Source organism: bacterium (genome assembly GCA_016708315.1).
GTDB lineage: Bacteria > Zixibacteria > MSB-5A5 > CAIYYT01 > CAIYYT01 > JADJGC01.
Window position 1 is genome coordinate 110,362 of record JADJGC010000005.1, and the last position, 20,935, is coordinate 131,296.

The 20,935-nt window shown below is 51.4% G+C and carries 23 protein-coding genes; 16 read left to right on the forward strand and 7 right to left on the reverse strand.

Going from position 1 to position 20,935, the window contains the following annotated elements:
- Window positions 1-234: 234 nt before the first annotated feature.
- From IPH59_07060 to rimI, 8 genes are all read left to right on the forward strand, one after another.
- Complete coding sequence (locus IPH59_07060; GenBank protein ID MBK7091465.1) at window positions 235-726, forward strand: hypothetical protein; 492 nt, start codon at window positions 235-237, stop codon at window positions 724-726.
- Window positions 727-1,129: 403 nt separating this feature from the next.
- Window positions 1,130-1,729 (forward strand): DUF4398 domain-containing protein, encoded by a 600-nt coding sequence (locus tag IPH59_07065; protein ID MBK7091466.1) that lies wholly within the window; start codon window positions 1,130-1,132, stop codon window positions 1,727-1,729.
- A 120-nt stretch (window positions 1,730-1,849) separates the two neighbouring features.
- Window positions 1,850-2,926, forward strand: coding sequence for a L,D-transpeptidase family protein (locus IPH59_07070; protein ID MBK7091467.1), 1,077 nt, complete (start codon window positions 1,850-1,852; stop codon window positions 2,924-2,926).
- The gene (locus IPH59_07075; GenBank protein ID MBK7091468.1) at window positions 2,917-3,570 is read left to right on the forward strand and encodes a L,D-transpeptidase; all 654 of its coding nucleotides are present in this window, start codon (window positions 2,917-2,919) and stop codon (window positions 3,568-3,570) included. Before IPH59_07070 ends, IPH59_07075 begins: the two co-directional genes overlap by 10 nt.
- 46 nt (window positions 3,571-3,616) lie before the next feature.
- A complete protein-coding gene (locus tag IPH59_07080; protein MBK7091469.1) occupies window positions 3,617-4,264 on the forward strand; it encodes a hypothetical protein in 648 nt (215 codons plus the stop codon).
- A gap of 150 nt (window positions 4,265-4,414) precedes the next feature.
- Entirely contained in the window at window positions 4,415-5,068 is a 654-nt protein-coding gene (locus tag IPH59_07085) for a RimK-like ATPgrasp N-terminal domain-containing protein (GenBank protein MBK7091470.1), read from the forward strand.
- Window positions 5,056-5,940 (forward strand): ATP-grasp domain-containing protein, encoded by an 885-nt coding sequence (locus IPH59_07090; protein MBK7091471.1) that lies wholly within the window; start codon window positions 5,056-5,058, stop codon window positions 5,938-5,940. Before IPH59_07085 ends, IPH59_07090 begins: the two co-directional genes overlap by 13 nt.
- On the forward strand, window positions 5,940-6,392 hold the full coding sequence (rimI, locus tag IPH59_07095; GenBank protein MBK7091472.1) for a ribosomal protein S18-alanine N-acetyltransferase: 453 nt from the start codon (window positions 5,940-5,942) through the stop codon (window positions 6,390-6,392). Before IPH59_07090 ends, rimI begins: the two co-directional genes overlap by 1 nt.
- A 78-nt stretch (window positions 6,393-6,470) precedes the next feature.
- Here rimI and IPH59_07100 read toward each other — a convergent pair whose 3' ends face one another.
- The 5 genes from IPH59_07100 to IPH59_07120 form a co-directional block, all read right to left on the reverse strand.
- On the reverse strand, window positions 6,471-9,638 hold the full coding sequence (locus tag IPH59_07100) for a S8 family serine peptidase (GenBank protein MBK7091473.1): 3,168 nt from the start codon (window positions 9,636-9,638) through the stop codon (window positions 6,471-6,473).
- Window positions 9,639-9,839: 201 nt separating this feature from the next.
- Window positions 9,840-10,295: a DUF2249 domain-containing protein gene (locus IPH59_07105; protein ID MBK7091474.1), complete on the reverse strand. Its 456-nt coding sequence runs from the start codon at window positions 10,293-10,295 to the stop codon at window positions 9,840-9,842.
- Between the two features lie 101 nt (window positions 10,296-10,396).
- Entirely contained in the window at window positions 10,397-11,635 is a 1,239-nt protein-coding gene (locus tag IPH59_07110) for a DUF438 domain-containing protein (GenBank protein MBK7091475.1), read from the reverse strand.
- 22 nt (window positions 11,636-11,657) lie between these two features.
- Window positions 11,658-12,788 carry a 4Fe-4S binding protein gene (locus IPH59_07115; protein MBK7091476.1) on the reverse strand — a complete coding sequence of 377 codons (1,131 nt, stop codon included), beginning with the start codon at window positions 12,786-12,788 and terminating at the stop codon, window positions 11,658-11,660.
- Between the two features lie 92 nt (window positions 12,789-12,880).
- On the reverse strand, window positions 12,881-13,552 hold the full coding sequence (locus tag IPH59_07120; protein ID MBK7091477.1) for a Crp/Fnr family transcriptional regulator: 672 nt from the start codon (window positions 13,550-13,552) through the stop codon (window positions 12,881-12,883).
- A gap of 149 nt (window positions 13,553-13,701) precedes the next feature.
- Between IPH59_07120 and IPH59_07125 the strand changes: the two genes are divergently transcribed.
- The 8 genes from IPH59_07125 to IPH59_07160 all read left to right on the forward strand — a co-directional run bounded on the left by IPH59_07125 (window position 13,702) and on the right by IPH59_07160 (window position 19,619).
- The gene (locus tag IPH59_07125) at window positions 13,702-14,121 is read left to right on the forward strand and encodes an iron-sulfur cluster assembly scaffold protein (GenBank protein ID MBK7091478.1); all 420 of its coding nucleotides are present in this window, start codon (window positions 13,702-13,704) and stop codon (window positions 14,119-14,121) included.
- A 27-nt stretch (window positions 14,122-14,148) separates the two neighbouring features.
- Window positions 14,149-14,646 carry a ferritin family protein gene (locus IPH59_07130; GenBank protein MBK7091479.1) on the forward strand — a complete coding sequence of 166 codons (498 nt, stop codon included), beginning with the start codon at window positions 14,149-14,151 and terminating at the stop codon, window positions 14,644-14,646.
- Between the two features lie 74 nt (window positions 14,647-14,720).
- Entirely contained in the window at window positions 14,721-15,389 is a 669-nt protein-coding gene (locus IPH59_07135; protein ID MBK7091480.1) for an FAD-dependent oxidoreductase, read from the forward strand.
- Between the two features lie 319 nt (window positions 15,390-15,708).
- On the forward strand, window positions 15,709-16,818 hold the full coding sequence (locus IPH59_07140; protein ID MBK7091481.1) for a hypothetical protein: 1,110 nt from the start codon (window positions 15,709-15,711) through the stop codon (window positions 16,816-16,818).
- Between the two features lie 176 nt (window positions 16,819-16,994).
- Window positions 16,995-17,300, forward strand: coding sequence for an antibiotic biosynthesis monooxygenase (locus IPH59_07145; GenBank protein MBK7091482.1), 306 nt, complete (start codon window positions 16,995-16,997; stop codon window positions 17,298-17,300).
- Window positions 17,281-17,586 carry a hypothetical protein gene (locus IPH59_07150; GenBank protein ID MBK7091483.1) on the forward strand — a complete coding sequence of 102 codons (306 nt, stop codon included), beginning with the start codon at window positions 17,281-17,283 and terminating at the stop codon, window positions 17,584-17,586. Before IPH59_07145 ends, IPH59_07150 begins: the two co-directional genes overlap by 20 nt.
- Before the next feature lie 70 nt (window positions 17,587-17,656).
- Window positions 17,657-19,021 (forward strand): tRNA (N6-isopentenyl adenosine(37)-C2)-methylthiotransferase MiaB, encoded by a 1,365-nt coding sequence (gene miaB, locus IPH59_07155; GenBank protein ID MBK7091484.1) that lies wholly within the window; start codon window positions 17,657-17,659, stop codon window positions 19,019-19,021.
- Window positions 19,022-19,157: 136 nt separating this feature from the next.
- Window positions 19,158-19,619, forward strand: a complete 462-nt coding sequence (locus IPH59_07160; protein ID MBK7091485.1) for a DinB family protein — start codon at window positions 19,158-19,160, stop codon at window positions 19,617-19,619.
- A 94-nt stretch (window positions 19,620-19,713) separates the two neighbouring features.
- On the opposite strand, the gene IPH59_07165 is transcribed toward IPH59_07160, so the two are convergent.
- Together IPH59_07165 and IPH59_07170 are read right to left on the reverse strand one after the other, a co-directional pair.
- Complete coding sequence (locus IPH59_07165) at window positions 19,714-20,280, reverse strand: methylated-DNA--[protein]-cysteine S-methyltransferase (protein ID MBK7091486.1); 567 nt, start codon at window positions 20,278-20,280, stop codon at window positions 19,714-19,716.
- Entirely contained in the window at window positions 20,267-20,776 is a 510-nt protein-coding gene (locus tag IPH59_07170; protein MBK7091487.1) for a methylphosphotriester-DNA--protein-cysteine methyltransferase family protein, read from the reverse strand. Before IPH59_07170 ends, IPH59_07165 begins: the two co-directional genes overlap by 14 nt.
- Window positions 20,777-20,935: the final 159 nt, after the last annotated feature.

The window sequence follows — 20,935 nt, forward strand, 5'->3', positions numbered from 1 at the left end:
TCGAATTAAGTCGCTGAAGTCAAGCGGATTGCGTCCACGGCGCTGCTTGTCGGCAGCCATACTTTACATCATGCAGCCCCGATTTAGATTAAATCGTTCCATTTAGTCAATTTTCTTTGCGCCTTCGTGTACGAATCAGAGTTTGCCTGACTCTGTAGTCTGACATTAAATGTCGAAGCTGCCGGACGTACCCAAGTATTTGGACAATCTCAGGAGGGAAATGTGAGATCATCAATGAAAAGAGTAGTACTGTCGTTGTTCGTCGGCGGCGTTCTTCAGTTGGCTTTTGCCGGCTGTTCAAGCCAATCGCCGATGGATCCTGCCTCAAGCGAGCCCATCTCCAACGCGTTGATCACCAATCGACCGGCCGTCGTCACCACAGCAGACGTCAATACCGGAACTCAAGCGCATCAAGGTACCGTTGATGCACGTACTGCAACAGATTTCAGTGTACGGCCTGATCGTGACGAAGTCGAAATGGAATTGAGTTTCACCGGACTAATTGTCGGGTTTGATGTTGCAACTCAGACAATTCGTCTGATGGAAATGGAAGGCTCGTTCAAGACCTGGATCGGCCACGTAACAGAAAACACGGAAATGATCGGTTTGGACGGTGAAACTGTCCAGTTATCCGACTTTGGCGTCTGCAGCCAGGCGATTACTCGCGGCGAACAGATCGATGAAGACGAATTTACGATTAACTACTTGAAAATGAAGAACTTCTAAGAATTGGTGACACTCTGCTGACGGCGGCAAAATCATGAGCCGGCAGCGACGTTGGCAGTGATCCCCATACGGGTACAGGTAATTCTGTGCCCGTTTTTGTTTACAGACGTTTTTTATCGAATTTTCTTAACTTATATTAAAAACTTGTTGACATGCTTCATAACACTCCATTAATTCGCCCCTTGTTTGATATGGGATTGTGAAAGGATGCGCAAGCGTTGCTAACTTGATTGCGCATTCGACCAGATCTGATTGACAGTTCCGGATTGAAAAATCCGGGGGAAATGAAAACAATAAGCTAACTGAAGAAAACAGCCTCGTCAGGATGGGTGCAAGCTAAGACAGCTTTCGCGTGTCCTTTTTTTTTAACCCATAACGTCGAGGTAAGAAAGGAAGTACCACCATGAAGAAGGTATTGTTAGCCGTCATCGCTATTGCTCTATTAGTGATCGCTGGCTGTAGCAAGCCGCCGGAAGCCGAAATGGCTGCCGCTCAAAGTGCAATCAACAACGCGAAGGCCGCCGAAGCCGAGCAGTATGCTCCGCAGGCTTTCCGTATGCTGTCCGACTCCCTCAATGGCGCCAACGCCATGAAGACCGAACAGGATAACAAGTTTGCTTTGTTCCGCAGCTATGGCGACTCCAAAGCCATGTTTGAGCGCGTTGCTACCATGTCAACCGACGTGATCAACCAAGCCAATGCCGAAAAGGAAAGAGTGAAACAGGAAGTAACTGGAATGATGGCTGAGACTAAGACTCTGCTTGATTCCGCGATGGTCCTGCTTGACAAAGCTCCTCAAGGCAAAGACAACAAGGCCGAATTGGAACTGATTAAGAACGACCTTACCAATATTGGCTCCGAGTGGATGGTTGCCGAAGGCGACTTCAACGGCGGAAAGTACCTTGTCGCTCGTACAAAGCTTGAATCAATCAAGTCGCGCATTGCCAGCATCACTGCTGAAATCTGCAAGGCGTACGAAGCCAAGGGCAAAAAGTGCATGTAGCACTTAGCCGATACTAAAAAGGCGTGTATAACTTTGGGGGGACAACGGCAACGCTGTCCCCCCAATTGATTTTTTGAATGCTAACGGTACATCCGTTGATTTACGTTGCGGGGATCAACAGTGCGCTACTTCAAACGAGCTACATTACTACTTATCGTCTTGTCTTCTCTGGTGCTATTGCTTTCCGGATGCGAAGACCCGCCGGTCATTAACTTAGAGAATGCCCGACAGGCACTCCGTTTAGCTGAAACCGCCGGAGCCTTGCGCTACGCCGAGATAATCTATCGCGATGCTGAACAGCTGGTTAACACTGGTTGGATGGAAATGGCGAAACAAAACGGCCGCTTGGCGCCGTTCCGTGATTATGAAAACGCGGACTCGATTTTGTCAATGGCTTTACGCCGCGCTAACGAAGCCAGGCAGAAGGCAATCGACAGTATCGAAACCGCACGCTCATCATCCGTTGCCGATTTGACCGAACTTAACGGCGAATTGAAGGAATGGAATGAAGCGTTGAATGGTTCATTAGTCAATTTTAACGTTCGTGATGACTGGCAGCGAGCGCGTCTCAATCTCGATATGGCCGAAAAGCTTATGGCAAACGGCGAATTCGATGAGGCGAAAATCTCGATGATCAAGGCTCGCAATCTGCTCAAGCAGGTCGGCGCGGCGCTTGAATCTCATCAGGAAGACGAGTCGCGTCAAATCAGTGTCTGGCGCAGATGGGTTTCACAAACGCTGGAACAATCACGCGCGACCAATAGTTATGCTGTAATAGTGGACAAAGTGGCTCACAAGACCTATCTGATCAAGGGTGGAAGATTGATCCACACCTATGACTCTGAGCTAGGATACAACTCCGCTCGTCAGAAGCTATTTTCCGGTGATGCCGCCACTCCAGAAGGAATGTATCGCGTCGTTAAAGAGAATAATCGCAGCAAGTTTTACCGGGCACTATTGATCGACTACCCTAACGGCTCGGATAAAAAGCGCTTCGCTGAGAACAAGCGAAAAGGCGTTATCTCCAAACGCGCCCGCATTGGCGGCTGGATAGAGATTCACGGCGAAGGCGGTAAGAACCGCGACTGGACTGAAGGTTGCGTTGCATTAACCAATAAGGAAATGGACCACATTATGCAGTTCGTCTCCGTTGGCACTCCGGTAACAATTGTCAGAAAGTCAGACCAATGGCCGTAAAGAAAGTCCTGCTGATCGTAATTCTGCCGGTGTTCACCATCGCCGCCATTGTGCTGTTTGCCTTGGCGATCAATCGCGAGAAGCCGGAAGTTATCGCCGAAGGCTATTCTGTCGACACGCTCTCGACCGAATTGCCGGATGAGGAGAAGAAAGCCAAGAAGGAACTCGAAACCGCCCGCAAAACGCTCGACAAGTTAACTCCGGCGAAACCGTACATTGTCATCGACACGCATGCCAATCGAATCTACATGCGCACGAAGGACAAGATTATCCTGGATGCCCGTTGCTCGACTGGTTCAGGCGGCGAATTGATTGACTCAATCACAGGCCGTCGCTGGATATTCGATACGCCAAGGGGAATTTTCAAGATCCGACGCAAAGTCACGGAACCTTGGTGGCGCAAGCCGGACTGGGCGTTTATCGAAGAAGGCGAAGCAGTGCCCAAGAAGGAAGCGGACCGCCTTGACCCTAACGTCATGGGTGATTATGCGCTCGACTTTGGCGATGGGTTCTTCATACATGGAACAATCTACGAAAGACTCCTGGGAGTGAACGTCACTCACGGCTGTGTGCGTCTTGGTAGCGAAGACCTTGACTCCCTCTACAAGCAGACGCCGATAGGAACTTATGTCTACATTTTCTAATTCTGGATCAACTGCGACTGCCATTTGGGTACGAATGGTATTCGTAATGGCACTTACTGTAATGTTTGTCTCATGCGGAAAAAAACAAGCCGAGTCGCAAACGACGGCCGGCACAGAATCTAAGCCTTGGGTCCAATCCGATGCCGAATCTGAGTACCGGCTGATAAGGGCAGAGCTGAACTTGGCAGAAGCCAAGAAGCCCTACTTAGTACTGAATTTCCCTCGTAAGCAGGTGGAATTCCGGCTAAATGGCGTCCTCGTGTGGGAATTCCCGATGGATTTGATTGAAACCGACGAAAGCGACCTTAAAGGATTTTCGGATGACTTTCTCGGAAGCAAACAGACTTTGGTCAGACCGATTCTGGAAAAGCATCTCTTCGGTTCCAAGGGACTTACTCCCGACTCAGTGTTGGCAATTATCAGCGAAGCAACGCGCGTTAACGCCGAATTGCTCCAGCGCGAGCTACCGTCGCGATTCCAGCTCCATTGGGCGGGTGGCCTCACGATTGACGTTCGCACTGATGTTGAGGGCGTTCCGAAGTCCAAACTTCAGAATACCATCGTCGATATCAAACAGGCAATTGCCCGGCCATTGGGACGCGAGATCATCATTCTGAGAATGCCGCGCGAGAGCGCCTTGACGCTTTATCGCGCCACACTTCCCGGACTGCCGACCCTGATTATTCCTGCTTAAGAACTATTTCAGAATATTCGCTTCGAAGTTGCGACAAATTGCTTCGGGAATTCAACAATCGGCGTATAATAGCAAAATATGAACGCAACAACGGGAAGATAAGCCCACGCTATAATGCTATCAGACGAAGACAGTAGTACCGCAAATATAGTGACGGAGTTAACTCCGTCGATCTCTCAACCTCAGAAGCGCCGTGATCGAAGTTTCCTCGCTCGCCTTCACGGTGAGCCCGGCATTGTCAATCTAGCTGGAAACTATAACTATCTCGAAACTGGTTACTACACTTCGCTCGATCTTGAAGCCGAAGGCTTCGACATTCATCCCACATGCAAGGAAGCGCTCGATGCCTACGTCACGCCCTTGATGTTGGAAAAGGCAAAGCTAAATGATGTTCCTGTGCCGGAATGGTATATCACCAACGGCTACTTTGAACCACCTGTTATCATCGATACGATCAATCCATTTATGACCCGTCACAGCATCGTTGAACGACAAGGTCACGTCGATCGAGTCGCCAAATCAATGACGCGCAACTTCAAGTATGCAATCTGCTGTCAGGAAATCCCGCACGAGGCTACGGTCGGATCGTTTCGAGCCATCTTGGGATGGAGCGTTGTTCCGGCACATCGACCGCTTGCTGAGGCGCTTTGGAAGGTATTTCGTATTCCGCTTGCCGTCGTGCGCACAATTCAACTCGCAGACGACCAGATCCTGCTCAGCGACATTAATCCGCTTCCGTTCGAGAAACTCAACAACCGCGAACGGTTCTTTCTCCAAAAACGAATCGAACAATGGCTAATATAGGCGTCTTCGTCGAGCGCTACACCATGAGCAGCTCAGAACAAATGGGAGCGTTGATGAAGCTCGGCCAGGTTGCCCACATGCTCGGCCATCGACTCGATTTTCTGTTTCGCCCCGACATGTACAAGATCCCCGGTTACGACGCAATCTTCATTCGCGCCTTGACTGACCCATTAAATTCATCCTACGTCGCCGCCCGTCTTGCGCAAATGAACGGATTGCGCGTCATTGATGACCCCGAATCAATCTATATCTGCTGTGACAAGGTCAACATGTACCGCCACCTGCAGGATAAGAATGTCCCAATGCCGGAAACAAAGTTTCTGATCGAATCCGATCTGAATCTCGAATTCGGTGAACGACTGCTGTCCGAGATGGGATCACCGCTTGTCCTCAAAGCACCGAACTCCAGCTTCTCGATGTATGTCGATAAAGTTCACACGCCGGAAGAGTTCGTCAGCGTCGGGACGCGCTACTTGCGTCGCGCTGATCGAATCGTTGCCCAAAAATTTGTCCGTTCTCACTTCGATTGGCGCGTATGCGTCCTCGCCGGGCAACCACTTTTCGTATGTCAGTACACCATTCCCAAACGGCGCTGGAAGATCATGACCTACACCGAAGCCGGCCGTGCTATCTACGGGCAGGTGCGTGGAATTCCTGTCAACGAAGCTGATCCCGAACTGATCCGCGTCGCCATCGCAGCGGGAGCGGCAATCGGCAACGGTCTCTATGGCGTCGACCTCAAGCAGACTGATGACGGCTTCGTCGTTATCGAGGTAAATGACAATCCGACTATCAATCAGGATGAAGAAGACCAGGAAGCACCGGACCTGTATGAGAAGCTGATTACTTATCTCGCTGGTGAATGGAACTGATGGCCGGGACTACTACCATCCGCAAGACGCTTGTCCGCGATCTCGATAGCATTGTCGCACTGGAAAATCGTAGCTTCAAATTTGACCTCTTCAGTCGCCGGCAATACCATTACCTCGTTACCAAGGCCAACGCCACCGCCTTTGTTCTTCTCGTCGGTAAGACAATAGCGGGCTCGGCTATCATTCTCTGGCGTACGGGATCGACAAAAGCCCACCTTTACACAATTGCCGTGGACCCCAAATTTCAGGGGCGTGGTCTGGGACGTAAATTGCTTGATAGATGCCTGCGTGAAGCGCGCACTCGTGGTTGTGACCGATTTTCACTTGAAGTCCGCGCCGACAACAAACCCGCAATCGCGCTCTACAAAAAGATGGGCTACGAAATCATCGGACGCGTCGTCAAATATTACGAAGACGACTGCGACGCCCTCCAGATGCAGAAACAGCTTTGATGTAGTGCCTGATTAACATCACGCGAAAAATGACGTAGTACTCCCGCAATACTTATAGACGCTCTGACGTATGTCCGATTACTCTTTCCGAGATTGACCCGAGAATGACTTCCTTACGATAGGAAGTGCTGGGACTTCCAATGTAAGCACCGCGTTGAGACTAGTCGACGATGATGCGCTGCTTGAACAATTTGAGGGCGGCGAGGCGCCGGCGCTCGCATACTGGGTACACAAGCCGAGAAAATAGTATTTGCCAGGGCCAAGCAAGCCGGTTATCACGGTATCGCGCTCTGGATGACTCGGCCCCGTGGTTAGATTGACGATGAATCCTCCCGGCAAGTTCCGCAATGCAGCCTCTGCGATTCCGTCGCCAAAGGCGCCGAACGAGTTACTATTCGAGAAAGAGGTTTGCAGTTCCAATGTAAACTTGACCTCTTGGGAGCCAAAGATTTCGAAGAACCACGCTGTTCCCCCAACGATACCCGCACTTGCGTTCTGTCCGCTCGCTCCTTCGGCACAGCCCTCACCGCTAAGGGAAACATAGGCGTCCCCAGTGCCGCCTCCGCCAACGGTAAACACGTAGACATTGAGATCCTCATGTACCACCAGCGACGAGTTATGGCTTACGAAAGAGGTGGCAGCGCCAGAAACTCCTGCCTCGGGGTTGTTTAACTGCTGAGAATTCGTCCGTGAATCGGAGTACGAGCCAAAATAGTCCGACGGTGGTCCGTACACGTCGAGCGAAGTCTGACGCTCGTAGACCTGAACTACAGCCGCCTTGACCGCGTGCGCAGATCCCGTAGCGACAACTGTTCCGGATACGGACGCTACTATCTCGATATCAATCGCTGCTGCAAGCGCGTCGATAGTCGCAGTTGTAGTTGCGAGTCCGGATGCGTCTGTCGTTGTGCTCAGCGGCAGTACAGAACCGCCGCTCACATTATATTCTACTGTGACATTAGGTTCCCAAATGGTGCCAAAATCCCCAACTCGTCCGACGCGCACTGCCAGCGGGGCGTCATCATAGACGGCTCCAGGGAAATCGACTTCGAGCGTCCAAACGTCGACGCAGTCGTTCGGCGAGTTTTTTGCACCAGTGCAGACGGGACAGCCCAGTTCAATCATTAGCGAGTCCCTGACGTCCAAATCCTGCCCCTGATAAAGCGGCGAGTTAGCATAGTAACACAAGATATCGCGATCAGTGACTGTGTTCTCCTCAAAATGCTGGGTTCCGTTCTGCAAGGTCTGCGTAATTGGGCCGTACGACGGAGGCGAGTCAACATCCAGATCGAAGCGTGTCGCGTAGTCGCCGCCTGTGAATCCGTCGCCATTGAGATCGAAACGGGAGTAGTCTTGGGCTGGGCTCGGGATGCCTATTCGCAATTGTTCGAAGAACTCGAGTCTTTCGCGAAATCTGGCAAGGTCGTGTTCGTCAAAGCTCCCATCCGGAATGCTGTCACCAAACGCGTTTGCGACATCAAGGAGTGTCCTTCTCACAGGAGCAGTGAACAGATCATCATCAAGAGATAAGGCGCACAAGTAGCCGTCGAGAATACCGGTGCCGCCGATCGTCCACGTGTCCTGAAGTAAGTCTCTCAGCGCGTTTACGCTTAGATCGGGTCGAATATTCCAGATGAACGCCGCCAACCCTGTCACCTGAGGCGTGGCCATGGAAGTTCCCTGATAAAATGCTAGCAAATCTCCGGAGTTCGGCTGACACGACGCCGGATTCAAACTGGTTTCAGGCTGAATGCACGGCCCACAGACAAACTCACCCATCGTGCGCAGGTCAGGCACGAAACTTGAAAAGGCTGAGCTCGTGTAATCCGCCTGTGAGCTTCCAACGATAATGACATTTGTCAGCGGAAATTCTGCTGCCGGAACTTGGGAGCGCACCCAATCCCATGCTATGATCAGTTTAAGCGATCCCAAGAAACCCACCGTGTCGGGGAATACCATCGCAGCCGGAGTATCGAAGACCTTTGCAGTGTTCCAAGGAGAGCTGTACTTGGCAAAACGACTCTCGTCAGTTAGTTGCCTGATATTTCCTGCGGCAGACAAATGCAGGAAGTCTTCTCGTCGTGGTGCAGCGAGCATTCGCCAATGCAAGGCATAGACCGCGCGCTGGACCTTGGAGAGGGACGATATCTGTGCATTGTACCCCAAGCTTGTATTCAAGAGAAAGCGCTCATTGGGCAGGTGCTGAGCTATCGTCGAGATTATCCCTTGCCAGCTTAGTCCGCCAACTATTAACGACTGAACATCGAGCAAAAGGTTTGAGCCCGGATGTACACCAGTAGCGCCGTTGGCATCATAGTCGGCCGCCAAGATTCCACAAACGTGAAAACCATGATTCCCGGCAAAGGCGCCGTTGGCATCCGCAGTCGTCGTAAGTGTCCCGCCGCCGGTGAGAAATGATTGAGCTGAGATGTCGGAGTGTGGCACGTTGGTGAAATAGAGATCTGGGACGAGTGCGGTTACGGGAGCAGCCTGATTCTCGGCCAAGGCGCGCAAATTCCAGAGGGCAGGAGCCTTCATCATTCCGATGCTGCCGATATTGCCTGAACCCGCGGGCGGCAAGTCTCGTCCCGGTTGCGGTTCGGGATACGACGCTACTGCTGAAAACGTACCGAATGCAAAAAGGAACGCGCCACTTTCGAGTAGCGTTACGCCAGCGCTATCGGCTTCTGCCTTCGTTTGCACTTCAGGAATCTCCAGAGTCATGAAGATATTACTTGAATCCATGCCTACTATCAATGCATCGATTTCAGTTAGAGCAGCATTTACTTGTTGGATAGTAGCGCTGGGATTGAGGACGCAATCCAAGCGTGTCCGCATGAACCCGTCAATGTCAATTTCATCTTCCTTGGCTGGAATGTGGGGAAAATCGTAAACCGCGTCGATCGCGGGCGAACTTGGTACCCCCGTCAACATGACTCCCCGTGGTTCGCAATTGGACCCGGAACATGGCGCTGGCCCTGAAGCAAAGATGTAGTTGACCATGAACACAGCGTCGGAGATGTCAGTTTGACTACTGCAATTGAAGTCCCCCAGAGCATCATCAATCGGCATCGGACCGCCGGCGAATATGAAGTTGATTAGATAGACAGCATCTGCGATATCAATCTGGTTAGATGCGTTTACGTCACCGCAGATTGCTGCTTCTGCCCGGTTAGTCAATCCAGCGACCGCAAGCAAAGCTAGCAGTACTAAAGAAATTCGTATGAGTTGTACTGGCGCCATCATCTGCCATCGATCTCCAGTCATGGAATTTGCCCTGATTCTTAATCTTGAGTGTACGAGACAAAATAGAGAATCTCGCAGAATTGTCAATCGAAAGTCCGTAAAATGGAGCCATTTATTCCCCTATGCTTTTCTCTGAACTGCCTCCTGTCCTTTGCTTCGAAAGGAGATTGCAACAGATTGGAAGATCTGCATCAGCATCCCCTACACCTCAAACGTCCGCTTGCAGAAATACGACCGCACCGAACCATCCGACTGCTTCTGTGACCAAACTTCGAAACCCTTCTTGTTGACCGCGTCCAGAAGTGGCGCCGGCACAAACGGCGTGATCAATTCATAGATCTCACCAGCTTTGAGTTTTTCAAGGTCGCTCATCACTCTGCCGAGCGGATGCTCCCCTGCTTCAAGAATCGGCGCGGCATCAAGCAAAGCCGCAATCTTTGTCTGCGCAAACCAATCCGGAACTGAGTCAATATCGGGCTTATCGGCTGCGCCGCCCTTCCACTGCTCTTCAATGCCAAGCTCTTTGCGCAGAGTGTTGATCAGGACTCCGATCGATACTTCGCCGATCTTCGCCACCTGTTGCAATGTCGCCACCTTTGCGACCGTCTTGCGCAACAGCGGATTTTTCAATTTTGCGTAAGCCGGTGATAGTTTCATCAGCGGCGCTTCCAACTGCGGGTATCGGTCAAGCAGCGGACCGATTTTGGTATCGGGTGTGATGGTTAAGATTTCAACTTGTGATATTGTTATTCCTTCCTTTAGTCTTTCGCGTACTCAAGCAAACGTTGCTGTCCATCGAGAGCGCGCTTGTCGGTCAGATCCTGGCTCACTTCGAGCGTTCCGAGATACTCTCCCTTCTTGTCGCGCAGTGCGAAGTACTCAATGTGAATAAACCGCCCCTTAATCGTAATCCAGAATGGCGCTCGCGATTGTTTCCCTGCGCGAAAATCCTCAAGTATTTGCTGTACAATGTGAACGCTGTGCGGCGGATGACACAACTGCACTTTGCGGCCAAGAATAGCACGGTTGCGATCGAATATCCGTTCGCGCCCCTGCGTAAAATAGCGCACTGTGTCGTCTTTGTCGACGAAGGTCAGGTCAAACGGAATCGAGTTCAGAATCGCATTCAGTTCCGTCGGTGTCATACTGCCTGACGGGAGCTGTATCCGTCCCTCTTCCGATACCGACTCGCTCGCCATCGCTGTCTCGCCGCTTGGTGTCCATTCTTCGGTCGGGTCAAACAAACAGAACCCGATTTCGAGACTCTGATTGTAGACCTGCCACCACTCTTGCTCCGTCAGCGTATCCATGCACATCGGGAAGAGAATCTGTTCCTCTTTGAAGATCATATCCTCGACGCCGTCAAAGGCTGGCTTGAACACAAGCTCAACCAATGTGCGCGCTTCTTCCGCTCCAATGCCTTCCATGTGTTCAAAACTCTCGACACCGGCTTTGAGCATGGCGCGGATCTGATCGTGTTTTCCCCACATCACGGTCGGCGGGCCGGTGATGCCGTGCTTTTCGAGAAACGGGAAAATCAAGTTCTCTTTGCGGCGATAGTGCTTGTCGACGTCACAAAGATTGTGAATTCGCACTCGTATCTGAGCAATCGCAGCCTTCAAATCATCATCATTGACGCCTTTGTTTACTGCTTCAAAAGCTTGCTTTAGGCTCGACAATTCCCACTCGATCGCGCGATTCTCTTTCAAGAAAGTATCTACTGGATGCCCTGCCGGTGCCGCCTTTGCTGCTGAAGTGTCGATGTTTCCTTTCAGCGCGGCGCTGTGGATATCGCACATCTTGAGCACTTCCGTAATCGGCAACCCTTCATCGATCAGTTCCTTTTCGACAGCCATCACTTCATCGTATGGCACCTGCCCCAGTATCCGCTGCAATTGCATCCGCACTTCATTCGGTGCTTCGCCTTTGTGTAACTGCAGGATCAAGTGCTTCAGTAGTTCTCGGCGTTTTTCGGCGTTGTTTATTAACTCGCTCATTCTACGTAACCTCTATTCATCTTCAGGGCCGCGGCGGAACTGTCTGATTGTTCAGTTCGCGCAAACCCTTGGTGTCGGTGGGATGACCGTAGCCCTGAAGATTTTGTTGGTGATATAAGTATTCTTCTGTTGTGACTTTGCTGTTCCAATATCCGGTAATCAATCCGATTCCGGTGATCACGATGAATATGCCGACCGTCGCAATCGCCACCCAGCGTTTGTGTATCGGCTTGCCTGTAATCAACGATTTGACTTCAAGTGTATCTGCGACCGGACAAACATCCACGCAACTCATGCACGAGGTACACTCGTCGGAGATGACAGTCTTGACCTTATCTACTTTGATGAATGACGGGCACTTCAGTGCGCACTTGCCGCAGTCAATACACGAAATCGGATTGCGTTTGATCTTGTGCGGTGAAGCCAGTGACAACACGCCCAGCAGTGCGCCATACGGGCAGAGATTTCGGCACCAGAAACCGCGCAGCGGAATCGAAAGCAGTACCAGCGCTCCGATAACAATGATGGAAAACTGCGAAATCTGTGCGAAGAAGTAGTACATCTTCACATCGGCGACGATGTTGTAGTCGCTGTCGAGGAAAGCTCTCAATGCGAACTTTCCCATCGTGAAGAAGATTGCGTATACGAAAAACGCAAGGAGCAGATACTTCAAGCTTCTTAGCGGATAGTCGAGCCAGCGCGGAACTGTGATTCGACGGCGAAACATCTTCTCACCCAAATCACCCAGAGCTTCTGAAATCAAACCGACCGGACACAGCCAGGCGCAAAACGCTTTTCCGAAGACCAGCGATAGGGCAATGATCGCGACCAGAATCACCAATCCCGCCGGATGGGCAGGGTGAAACTCTCCGGATAAAACGAGATAGTACAAGCTCATCAGCGAGCTGATCGGCAAGAACCCTTCAACTCCCGGCGGGCGTTGCACAAAAGTCGTCGCACCGCCAGATTCGAGATACTTCACAAACAAATGCATCTCGACACCGATCCACACACACAGCAGTGCAAAACCAATCTGTACCGCGAGACGCCATTTCTGAATATGTGACTGACGATTACGAATGACTTTGGGCTTGGCGGAGGTACTCGGCGAAGTATCGTCGCCGTTGTCGTCGTATTCTTGAAATCTATTCATAACCATATTCCCAATCCTCTTAAGGCTCATCTTGCCTTCACAGACAGAATCGGAAAGTGGGCTATGTAAGTCCTTGATTTAAGTCAAGCAGGTCAGATTTTTTCGCCTGTGGCGATTGATTCCAAGTGGTCCGAATCGAGGATGGTGATGCGTTTCCCTTCGACGGCAATGACTTCTAAGTCCTTGAGTTTCTTGAGGCTGCGTGAGAAAGTCTCGCTGATAGTTGCCAGTTCGCTGGCCAATTCGCTTTTCGTGACGTCAAGCTCAAAACTGCTCGCCTTGAGTTTCTGCTGTTGACGCAATAGGTACGACGCTAAACGCGCCGGGACTTCCTTAAGCGACAAGTCCTCCAATTTCGCGGCAAATTCCCTCAGCCAGCGGGAAAGGCTTCCAATGATTTTCAGCGAAATATTGGGGTACTTGGTTATCAGAGAAATGAACTGATCCTTGGGAATGAAAGCGGCCTCCGAATCCTCCATCGCCATGCAATTCGCCGGATAGGTCTTCCCGCGAAAAATAGCCGCCTCCGCAAACATCTGCCCCGGCGTTATCTGGTGAAGCGTAAACTCTTTGCCGTCAGGCGAGGATTTATAGATTCGCACCCTACCTGACAACAAAACGAAGAACCCGGTCGCTGGATCACCTTCAAAAAACAGCATCGTCTCGTTATCGAATCGACGCAACTGGGTAATGCCGCGCAACGATTCAAACTCCTGCGGATCGAGTTCGCGAAACAACGGAGCGTTGTGAAGAAGCTTTTCCATCGTGATAAATGGATAGGCAAAACGAGCTGATACAACAACAAGAAACGAATGACAACTAAATCTCCCTTAATTTGCCCCAATTATCGACTGCTTTAGCCGCAATAATTCACCCATTTTCGCTCAGAATTGCTTATTTTGGAGAGTAATCAATGGCGACTAAGTCGCCTTTACAGCGAGGTGTATTCGCAGTGACACAGTCAGATCATTCATTCTCGCCGGACGTCGTTGACCACTTCCTCCATCCGCGAAATGTCGGGTCGGTCGAAAACGCAACGGCAGCGGTCGAACTTGTGAACGAAATCTGCGGTGACAACCTGCAAATGTCGGTGAAGATTTCCGCCGGCAAGATCGAGGCCATCAAGTTTCGATCGGAAGGCTGCGCCGTCGCAGTAGCATCAGCGTCCAAGCTAACCGAAGCTGTCACTGGCCGGACTATCGCCGAGGCAGACAATCTCGCCAAATCTGCCGTTGCCTCTGTTCAGCAAGGCACGCACAGCGAGAAACAGCACTGCCTTGAAATTGTTCTGCTTGCCTGGCAGAAGCTGTTGGCAGAAATAAACACGAAATGAATTTATCCCGTATAGAGGAGTATTGAGATGACCGACGTGAAAAAGCAAGTTGAGGATATCATCAAGATCGGAATCAAAACCGAGATTGAGGGCCAGCATTTCTATTCGACGCTGGCTCAGAAGATTCAGAATCCCGACGCCCGTAAGAAGATCGAATCTCTCGCAATCGACGAAGTCAACCACGAGCGGACGTTGCGTGCTTTGTACAAAAAACTCGTCGGCACTGACGTATCAGAGTTGCCGGCAGAAGGACTCGCCATTTTTAAGAACGCTTTTGGCGACGGACCACTTGCGGAAGCTGACAAATTTCGTTTGATTGAGTTGGCGATGGAGGCCGAACGCCTCACTGCCAAGCATTATGCCGACGGCATGGCCAAGTCCACTGATGCCGGCATTCGCGAGGTCTTCGCCGAACTTACGGCCGAAGAAGACGGGCACTATGATATGCTCGCTGCTGAACGTGAAGCTCTGCGCGGCAATATCAATTGGTTCAGCTACGGCGATTCTTCAATGATGGAAGAATAGCCGGCACCCCACCCGCGGCGAAGCGTAGGGTGGGGCCTTTGAGGTAGATAGAGATTTTTTTGGAGGAATAGACAATGTCAACAGAAGTTTACGACATCACGATAATTGGCGGCGGTCCGGCTGGACTCTTCGCCTCTTTCTATGCGGGCTTGCGCGATGCCAAAACCAAGATCATTGAATCTACCAACGAACTCGGCGGAGCGTTAGTGCACGAATATCCGAATGAAGTCCTGCGCGATGTTGCCGGCTTCGTCTTGATTACCGCCAAGAAGCTCGCTGAGAATTTCATCGAGCAGGCGATGATGTACGAACACGCCATCTGCAAAAATGAAATCGTCAGCGCGCTTGAGTTCGACAAGACTGCCAAAGTCTGGACCGTGACGACCAACAAGGGCGCTCATAAGTCCAAAGCTGTAGTCCTTGCCCTCGGCACAATGGAGAAAGTTCAGACCAAGAGCAAACTCCTCGTCGAGTCGCTCAAGAAAAACGGCGTCAAGATCAACGAGCAGGGCATTGCCGTCGATGCCACGATGAATGCCGGGATGCCGGGACTCTATGCTTGCGGTGACGTCATCAGCAAAGCCAAAGAGCTGAACTTCATTTCGATGGCTACCGCCGAAGCCGCCATGGCGGTCAACAACGCCAAGAAGTATGTTAATCCCGAGGTTGACACCTTCCCCGGTTACTCGACCGATATTCGCAAAGACAAGCCGAACTATCACACCAATCCGTTGGCTGATTAGTCCGGCACCGTTTCGCTCAAACTGCAAATTGCCAGTAAATAGGCGGCAGGAGAATTCTCCTGCCGCCTTCTGATTTTGTACTCTACGGCGCATTGCATTCGACGAATCAGACTCCGACAAAGCTGCACGGTAACAGACTTCAAGTAGTCGCAAAGCCCATTTAGGCAGGCAAAACTCTTGCGATTTCGGCGGTCGTTTCCGTATATTTGAATAATGTAATCTTAGAGCTATGTTTCCCGACCGACAAGTCGGCGCTACCCGACATTGCCCGTAAAGAGTTGAGAAATCTAATTGAAACTACTCGCTGGTGAGGTGCTCTGTGAAGCTACATTTCCTTGTTGTTTGTGCCGGTCTGTTAGTCTGTGAACTGGCGGGCGCAGCAGTCCCGAACCTTGTCAACTACCAAGGTCGATTAACTGACGGCTCGGGCATCACCGTCCCAGACGGTAACTATTCTGTGATGTTCTCAATTTACTCGGTCCCTGACGGCGGTATCGCGGTCTGGTCGGAAACCCAGAACGTCACCACGACGAACGGTATCTTTGCGGTTCTCCTGGGTTCGGTAAACCCCTTCACATCGAATGCGTTTTCCGATACCAGCCGCTACTTGGGGATCAAGATCGGCGACGCTCCTGAGGAATTACCGCGCAATCGACTTGTGTCGGTTCCCTTTGCCATTAGTGCCGGGAGTTCCGGTGGTTGGGTAGATGATGGCGCTAATGTCCATCTTGCAAGCCCGTCAGATCGAGTGGGGATCGGTATTTCCTCACCGCCCGTGGCACCGCTTCATATTCACGATCCGATCAACTCTATCAACGGCAGCCGCGTGCAATTGACCCAGGAATCTTCCGGGGCAGGCACTTTCGACGGTTTCTCGATGATTTACGGATCCGGAAACGCCTTTCTGTGGCAGTATGAGCCCGGCGCGATGATTCTCGGCACAAGTAACACCGAACGGATGCGCTTTGATGCTCTCGGCCGGGCGGGTATTGGTACGGCGCTGCCGCAGTCTCCGCTGGTTGTTCAGGGCTCAAGCAATTGGGGCGTCTTGGAAGTTGTCGGATCTGCTGTCAATTCCGAGGCGAGCATCGCGTTCCGGCCAGTGAATCGAAACAAGGGGGATAGCCTGACTTGGATACTGGGTGTCAATAACAACGCAGGTATCGTCGGCGCGTTCTCACTGTACCGTCCCAATGGACTCGGCAACGGCTCACAGGCGATAACGGTGCTTACCAACGGCCATGTCGGCATTGGAACGCCGGTGCCGCTGGGAGCACTTGATGTGTCTTCCACTACCGGAGCCCTAATTGTACCGCGCATGACCACGGCACAACGGGATGCCCTTTCAACGATGGACGGAATGATCATCTATAACACGACGACAAACCAGTTTAACTTCCGCGAGAATGGCGCCTGGGTAGCAAAGTAACTCGCCGGGCAAAACTAATCCCTGGAAAATAGCACTACCAACAAAAGAGCGGCAGGAGAAAACTCCTGTCGCTTTTTTTCCGTTGACAGCCTTCCCCGAATTCCTATCTTGACCAATCCAGTCAGGATTGTGGAACTGATGGATACACTTAGTCGTTTATCTCTCGGAGGATATTGATGTTTGTAATGATGAATCGCATGTCGGTACCGGAAGAGTACCGCGAGAAGTTCGAGCACATGTTCAAGACCCGTGCCGGTGCCGTCGACCGTCGTCCCGGGTTTATCAAAGCCGAAATACTTAAGCCTACTCAAGGCAATGAATATATTGTAATGACTCATTGGGAATCCGAATCCGATTTCGAGGGTTGGACCAAGAGCCCCGAGTATATCGAAGGCCATCGCCGCGTCGGCGAATTCAAAGGACCAGACGGCAAAATCGTCCTGACTTCGAAAGTCGAGAAGTATGAAGTCTTCGCCTCCTAACGGCGTAACCGAAGATACCGACGTCGAAATCGGGGCAGTCGCCAAACCGTCGATCTGGCGCCGATTCAAGGACTTCATGAAGCAGTTCAAGCGCGATCTCCGCGAACCGCTTCCTGGAACCGAAGACCTGAACCGCATGGGTAAGGTTAAGGCCCGATTCCGACACCTCTTCAAACGCTACGGCTGGAAGCTGTTGGTTGCCATCTGCGTCTACTATCTCATCCGCGACGGAATCCTCTACATCCTGATACCCTATCTCGTCGCCAAGAAGCTGCTAGCTGATTGACTAATTCGGCAAATTCGCTATATTCACGGCCTCAGACGGTTCGAATTGCGCCCTAATTGATACTTGAGGAATGACATTGGACAAGACAGCTACAAACGGCAATGGTAATCTGGTGACCGACAAACTTAGTCGGCACAAGACCGTCTTTGTCGAAACCTACGGCTGTCAGATGAACGAGTACGATTCCGAAATCGTCCGCGAGATTCTGCGCCGAAGCGATTTCTCCTTGGCTGAAACCGTCGAATCTGCCGGAGTCATTCTTCTCAATACCTGTGCCATTCGGGAAAATGCTCACGATAAGATTCGTTCGCGCATTGGCGAACTCAAACATCTCAAGAAACTCAACAAGGGCACGATTCTTGGCGTTCTCGGCTGTATGGCGCAAAATCTCAAGAAAGAACTGCTCGAAGACAACACCGGTGTCGACCTGATTGCTGGTCCTGATTCCTACAAAGCACTGCCCGTCATGATCGACCGCGTTCACAATACCGGCGAGCGCGAGTTCAAACTGACATTATCCGAGTATGAGACCTACGCTGACGTGTTCCCGACCAACCGCCACGGCACCAATGCCTGGATCGCCGTCATGCGCGGTTGCGACAACTACTGCACTTTCTGCGTAGTGCCAATGACCCGTGGCCGCGAACGCAGCCGTGATCCATACAATGTCATCGAGGAAGTTAAGCAACTTGCCGACCATGGCTTCAAGCAAGTCACCCTACTTGGCCAGAATGTCAATTCCTACAAGTTCAAGGGCTTTGACTTCGCCAAACTGATCACCGCAGTCAGCCGCATTGAAGGCATCGAGCGAATTCGCTTTACCTCGCCGCACCCGAAAGATTTTCCCGAATCGCTTTTGGAAGTTGTCGCAACGAATCCCAAAGCGTGCAAACACATCCACCTGCCGCTGCAAGCCGGTTCGAACCGTGTCCTTGACGCCATGAACCGCACCTACACACGCGAGTACTTCGTCAAACTCGCAGAGCGTATGCGCGCACTCATCCCCGGACTGGTGCTTACAACCGACGTCATCGTCGGATTCCCCACCGAGACCGAGGACGAATTCCAGGAGACGATGGCGGTTATGCAGGAAGTCCAATTTGATTCCGCGTTTATGTTCAAATACTCCGAGCGCAAAGAAACTATGGCCTCGCGCACAATGCCCGATGATATCTCTGACGAAATCAAGACTGACCGCATTGTTCGCCTTATTGACCAACAACGGCACATCTCCTATCACCGCAATCAGCTTCATCTCGGCGAATCCTTCAACGTTATGGTCGAAGGCTACGGCAAGAAACCGAAACAGCTCCTTGGCCGCAATGACGGCAACAAAATCGTCGTTTTCCCCGATACCGGCGCCAAACCCGGCGATTTCGTCAATGTCAGAATTGAAGAAGTCACCCCCAATACACTAATTGGCGTCGTCGTCTGATCCATTTCAACTGTTTTAGCTCAAATTGAGATTTCTCACCACCACCTCTGAACTTTAGTCGCGTACCATAATGCGATTGCCGGATCTCTCCGGTTTCCGAATCATCTGTCCGGAACTATTTACTTAGAGGAATACCATGTCCCAAGTTGAAAAGATCGCTGATCAACTCAAGCGTGCCGTTTACGGCGATGCTTGGCACGGACCTTCCGTGCTCGAGAACCTCGAGGGCGTAACCGCAAAACAAGCCATTAACAAACCGATTCCAAACGCGCATAGTATCTGGGAAATCACCCTTCATATCACCGCCTGGTTTCGCATCGTGGCTCAGCGGCTTGAAGGCGAAGACCCCGAAGTCACCCGCGAAATCGACTGGCCGGCAATTGAAGATCCGTCAGCCAAAGCATGGGTCGCCGCCGTCGCTGATATCAAGCGTGCCTACAAGGAGTATCAGAAGGTGGTTGACAAGACCATGGACAACGAGCTATTCGTCGAACTCCCGGGCCGCGGTTTCGATCTGTACCATCTCTATCACGGAATGGTGCAGCACTGTACCTATCACGCTGGGCAAATTGCGATTCTTAAGAAAGCACAGGAGTAGCGTGAGGTTCAGCGAAAGATAGCCGCTTCACAATTTTGTGAAGCAGCTTTACTTTTGTGGTAGAAGTGTGTCCGTTGAGGGCGTCGCGGCGACTCTACCGAGTCGCGTTTGTGCTCGTCTTCGCTGCCGGATTCTCGATGAATGATGGAGCAATACCCGCCTCAAGATCGATCAAATGCTGCTTGCGCCACAGACCGCCGCCATAGCCACGTAACTTGCCATTGGCTTCGATAACACGATGACACGGTATCACTATCGACAAATAGTTGGCACCGTTAGCGCGTCCAACTGCCCGCGAAGCGTTCGCGTTCCCCATCCGGCGAGCCAGTTCGCCATACGATATTGTACTGCCATACGGTATCTCCAGTAACTGTTCCCAATCGCGCATTTCAAATGGCGTCCCCTTCACAGCAACCGGCACAGTGAACTTCTTCAAGCTACCGGAGAAGTACTTCTCCAGTTCCTTCTTGAGCAATTCCAGATGACGATTACTCCCCTCTTCAAGCTGAGCCCGATAACGCTTGATGACCCGCTCTTTGATTCGCTCAACGCCGCCGCGATCATGCCATTCGAGAAAACAAACCCCGTCATCCGTCGCCCCGGCTATCATCTCGCCCAGCGGACTGTCAAAATTGCAGTACGTAACTTTAGTTTCGTTCATAAAATGCTCCCGGCGGTTTGCCAAATTGTTTGCTAAAGGCATCGCGGAATCCCGATGCCGATTCATAACCGCACTCGTAGCAGGCCGTAAGGTAGTCATGCCCCTGCTCGATTAACTCGCGGGCAAAGTTCAGTCTGATCCGCCGGTGAAATTCCAGCGGCGTTGCCTTAAGATGTTGTTTGAAATAGCGCCTAATTGTAGAAATATCCACGCCGCTTAGTTTGATTAGTGCAATCTCATTGAGCCGGTCCTGCTTGTGTTCGCGCATATACCGAAGAACCACATGCAGCCAAACGGGAAGATAGTCGGGATATCGCTCCGCTGCGCACCGCTTACAGCTTCTCAAACCCGCAGCTATTGCTTCCTCGCGTGTGGAGTAGAACACCACATTCTTGAGCAGCGGCTTACGCGCTTTGCACGACGGCAGGCAGTATATCCCGGTCGAGTGAACTCCGACATAAAACTTGCCGTCGAAACCTGCATCCTTGCTCATCATGGCTTCTACCATTCGGCTATAGTTCTTGGTCATCATGTGTATAAGTTATAACAGCGTTGATTGGACGTCTACCGATTTTCGCTCAAGGAATTGCCCGATCTTCGATAATTTGTCGTGCCGACTAAGCAGAGCTGGCTAATTCCATAAGTGCGACCAACT

What these genes read in the sequence shown, in the direction of transcription:
- IPH59_07105 (MBK7091474.1), bottom strand. Translation starts at nt 10,295, where the DNA reads ATGAAACTATCACCGGCTTACGCAAAATTGAAAAATCCGCTGTTGCGC.
- IPH59_07075 (MBK7091468.1), top strand. Translation starts at nt 2,917, where the DNA reads ATGGCCGTAAAGAAAGTCCTGCTGATCGTAATTCTGCCGGTGTTCACC.
- rimI (MBK7091472.1), top strand. Translation starts at nt 5,940, where the DNA reads ATGGCCGGGACTACTACCATCCGCAAGACGCTTGTCCGCGATCTCGAT.
- IPH59_07065 (MBK7091466.1), top strand. Translation starts at nt 1,130, where the DNA reads ATGAAGAAGGTATTGTTAGCCGTCATCGCTATTGCTCTATTAGTGATC.
- IPH59_07160 (MBK7091485.1), top strand. Translation starts at nt 19,158, where the DNA reads ATGTCCCAAGTTGAAAAGATCGCTGATCAACTCAAGCGTGCCGTTTAC.
- IPH59_07120 (MBK7091477.1), bottom strand. Translation starts at nt 13,552, where the DNA reads ATGGAAAAGCTTCTTCACAACGCTCCGTTGTTTCGCGAACTCGATCCG.
- IPH59_07100 (MBK7091473.1), bottom strand. Translation starts at nt 9,638, where the DNA reads ATGATGGCGCCAGTACAACTCATACGAATTTCTTTAGTACTGCTAGCT.
- IPH59_07115 (MBK7091476.1), bottom strand. Translation starts at nt 12,788, where the DNA reads ATGAATAGATTTCAAGAATACGACGACAACGGCGACGATACTTCGCCG.
- IPH59_07090 (MBK7091471.1), top strand. Translation starts at nt 5,056, where the DNA reads ATGGCTAATATAGGCGTCTTCGTCGAGCGCTACACCATGAGCAGCTCA.
- miaB (MBK7091484.1), top strand. Translation starts at nt 17,657, where the DNA reads ATGACATTGGACAAGACAGCTACAAACGGCAATGGTAATCTGGTGACC.
- IPH59_07145 (MBK7091482.1), top strand. Translation starts at nt 16,995, where the DNA reads ATGTTTGTAATGATGAATCGCATGTCGGTACCGGAAGAGTACCGCGAG.
- IPH59_07060 (MBK7091465.1), top strand. Translation starts at nt 235, where the DNA reads ATGAAAAGAGTAGTACTGTCGTTGTTCGTCGGCGGCGTTCTTCAGTTG.
- IPH59_07080 (MBK7091469.1), top strand. Translation starts at nt 3,617, where the DNA reads ATGGCACTTACTGTAATGTTTGTCTCATGCGGAAAAAAACAAGCCGAG.
- IPH59_07165 (MBK7091486.1), bottom strand. Translation starts at nt 20,280, where the DNA reads ATGAACGAAACTAAAGTTACGTACTGCAATTTTGACAGTCCGCTGGGC.
- IPH59_07170 (MBK7091487.1), bottom strand. Translation starts at nt 20,776, where the DNA reads ATGATGAGCAAGGATGCAGGTTTCGACGGCAAGTTTTATGTCGGAGTT.
- IPH59_07130 (MBK7091479.1), top strand. Translation starts at nt 14,149, where the DNA reads ATGACCGACGTGAAAAAGCAAGTTGAGGATATCATCAAGATCGGAATC.
- IPH59_07125 (MBK7091478.1), top strand. Translation starts at nt 13,702, where the DNA reads ATGGCGACTAAGTCGCCTTTACAGCGAGGTGTATTCGCAGTGACACAG.
- IPH59_07135 (MBK7091480.1), top strand. Translation starts at nt 14,721, where the DNA reads ATGTCAACAGAAGTTTACGACATCACGATAATTGGCGGCGGTCCGGCT.
- IPH59_07110 (MBK7091475.1), bottom strand. Translation starts at nt 11,635, where the DNA reads ATGAGCGAGTTAATAAACAACGCCGAAAAACGCCGAGAACTACTGAAG.
- IPH59_07150 (MBK7091483.1), top strand. Translation starts at nt 17,281, where the DNA reads ATGAAGTCTTCGCCTCCTAACGGCGTAACCGAAGATACCGACGTCGAA.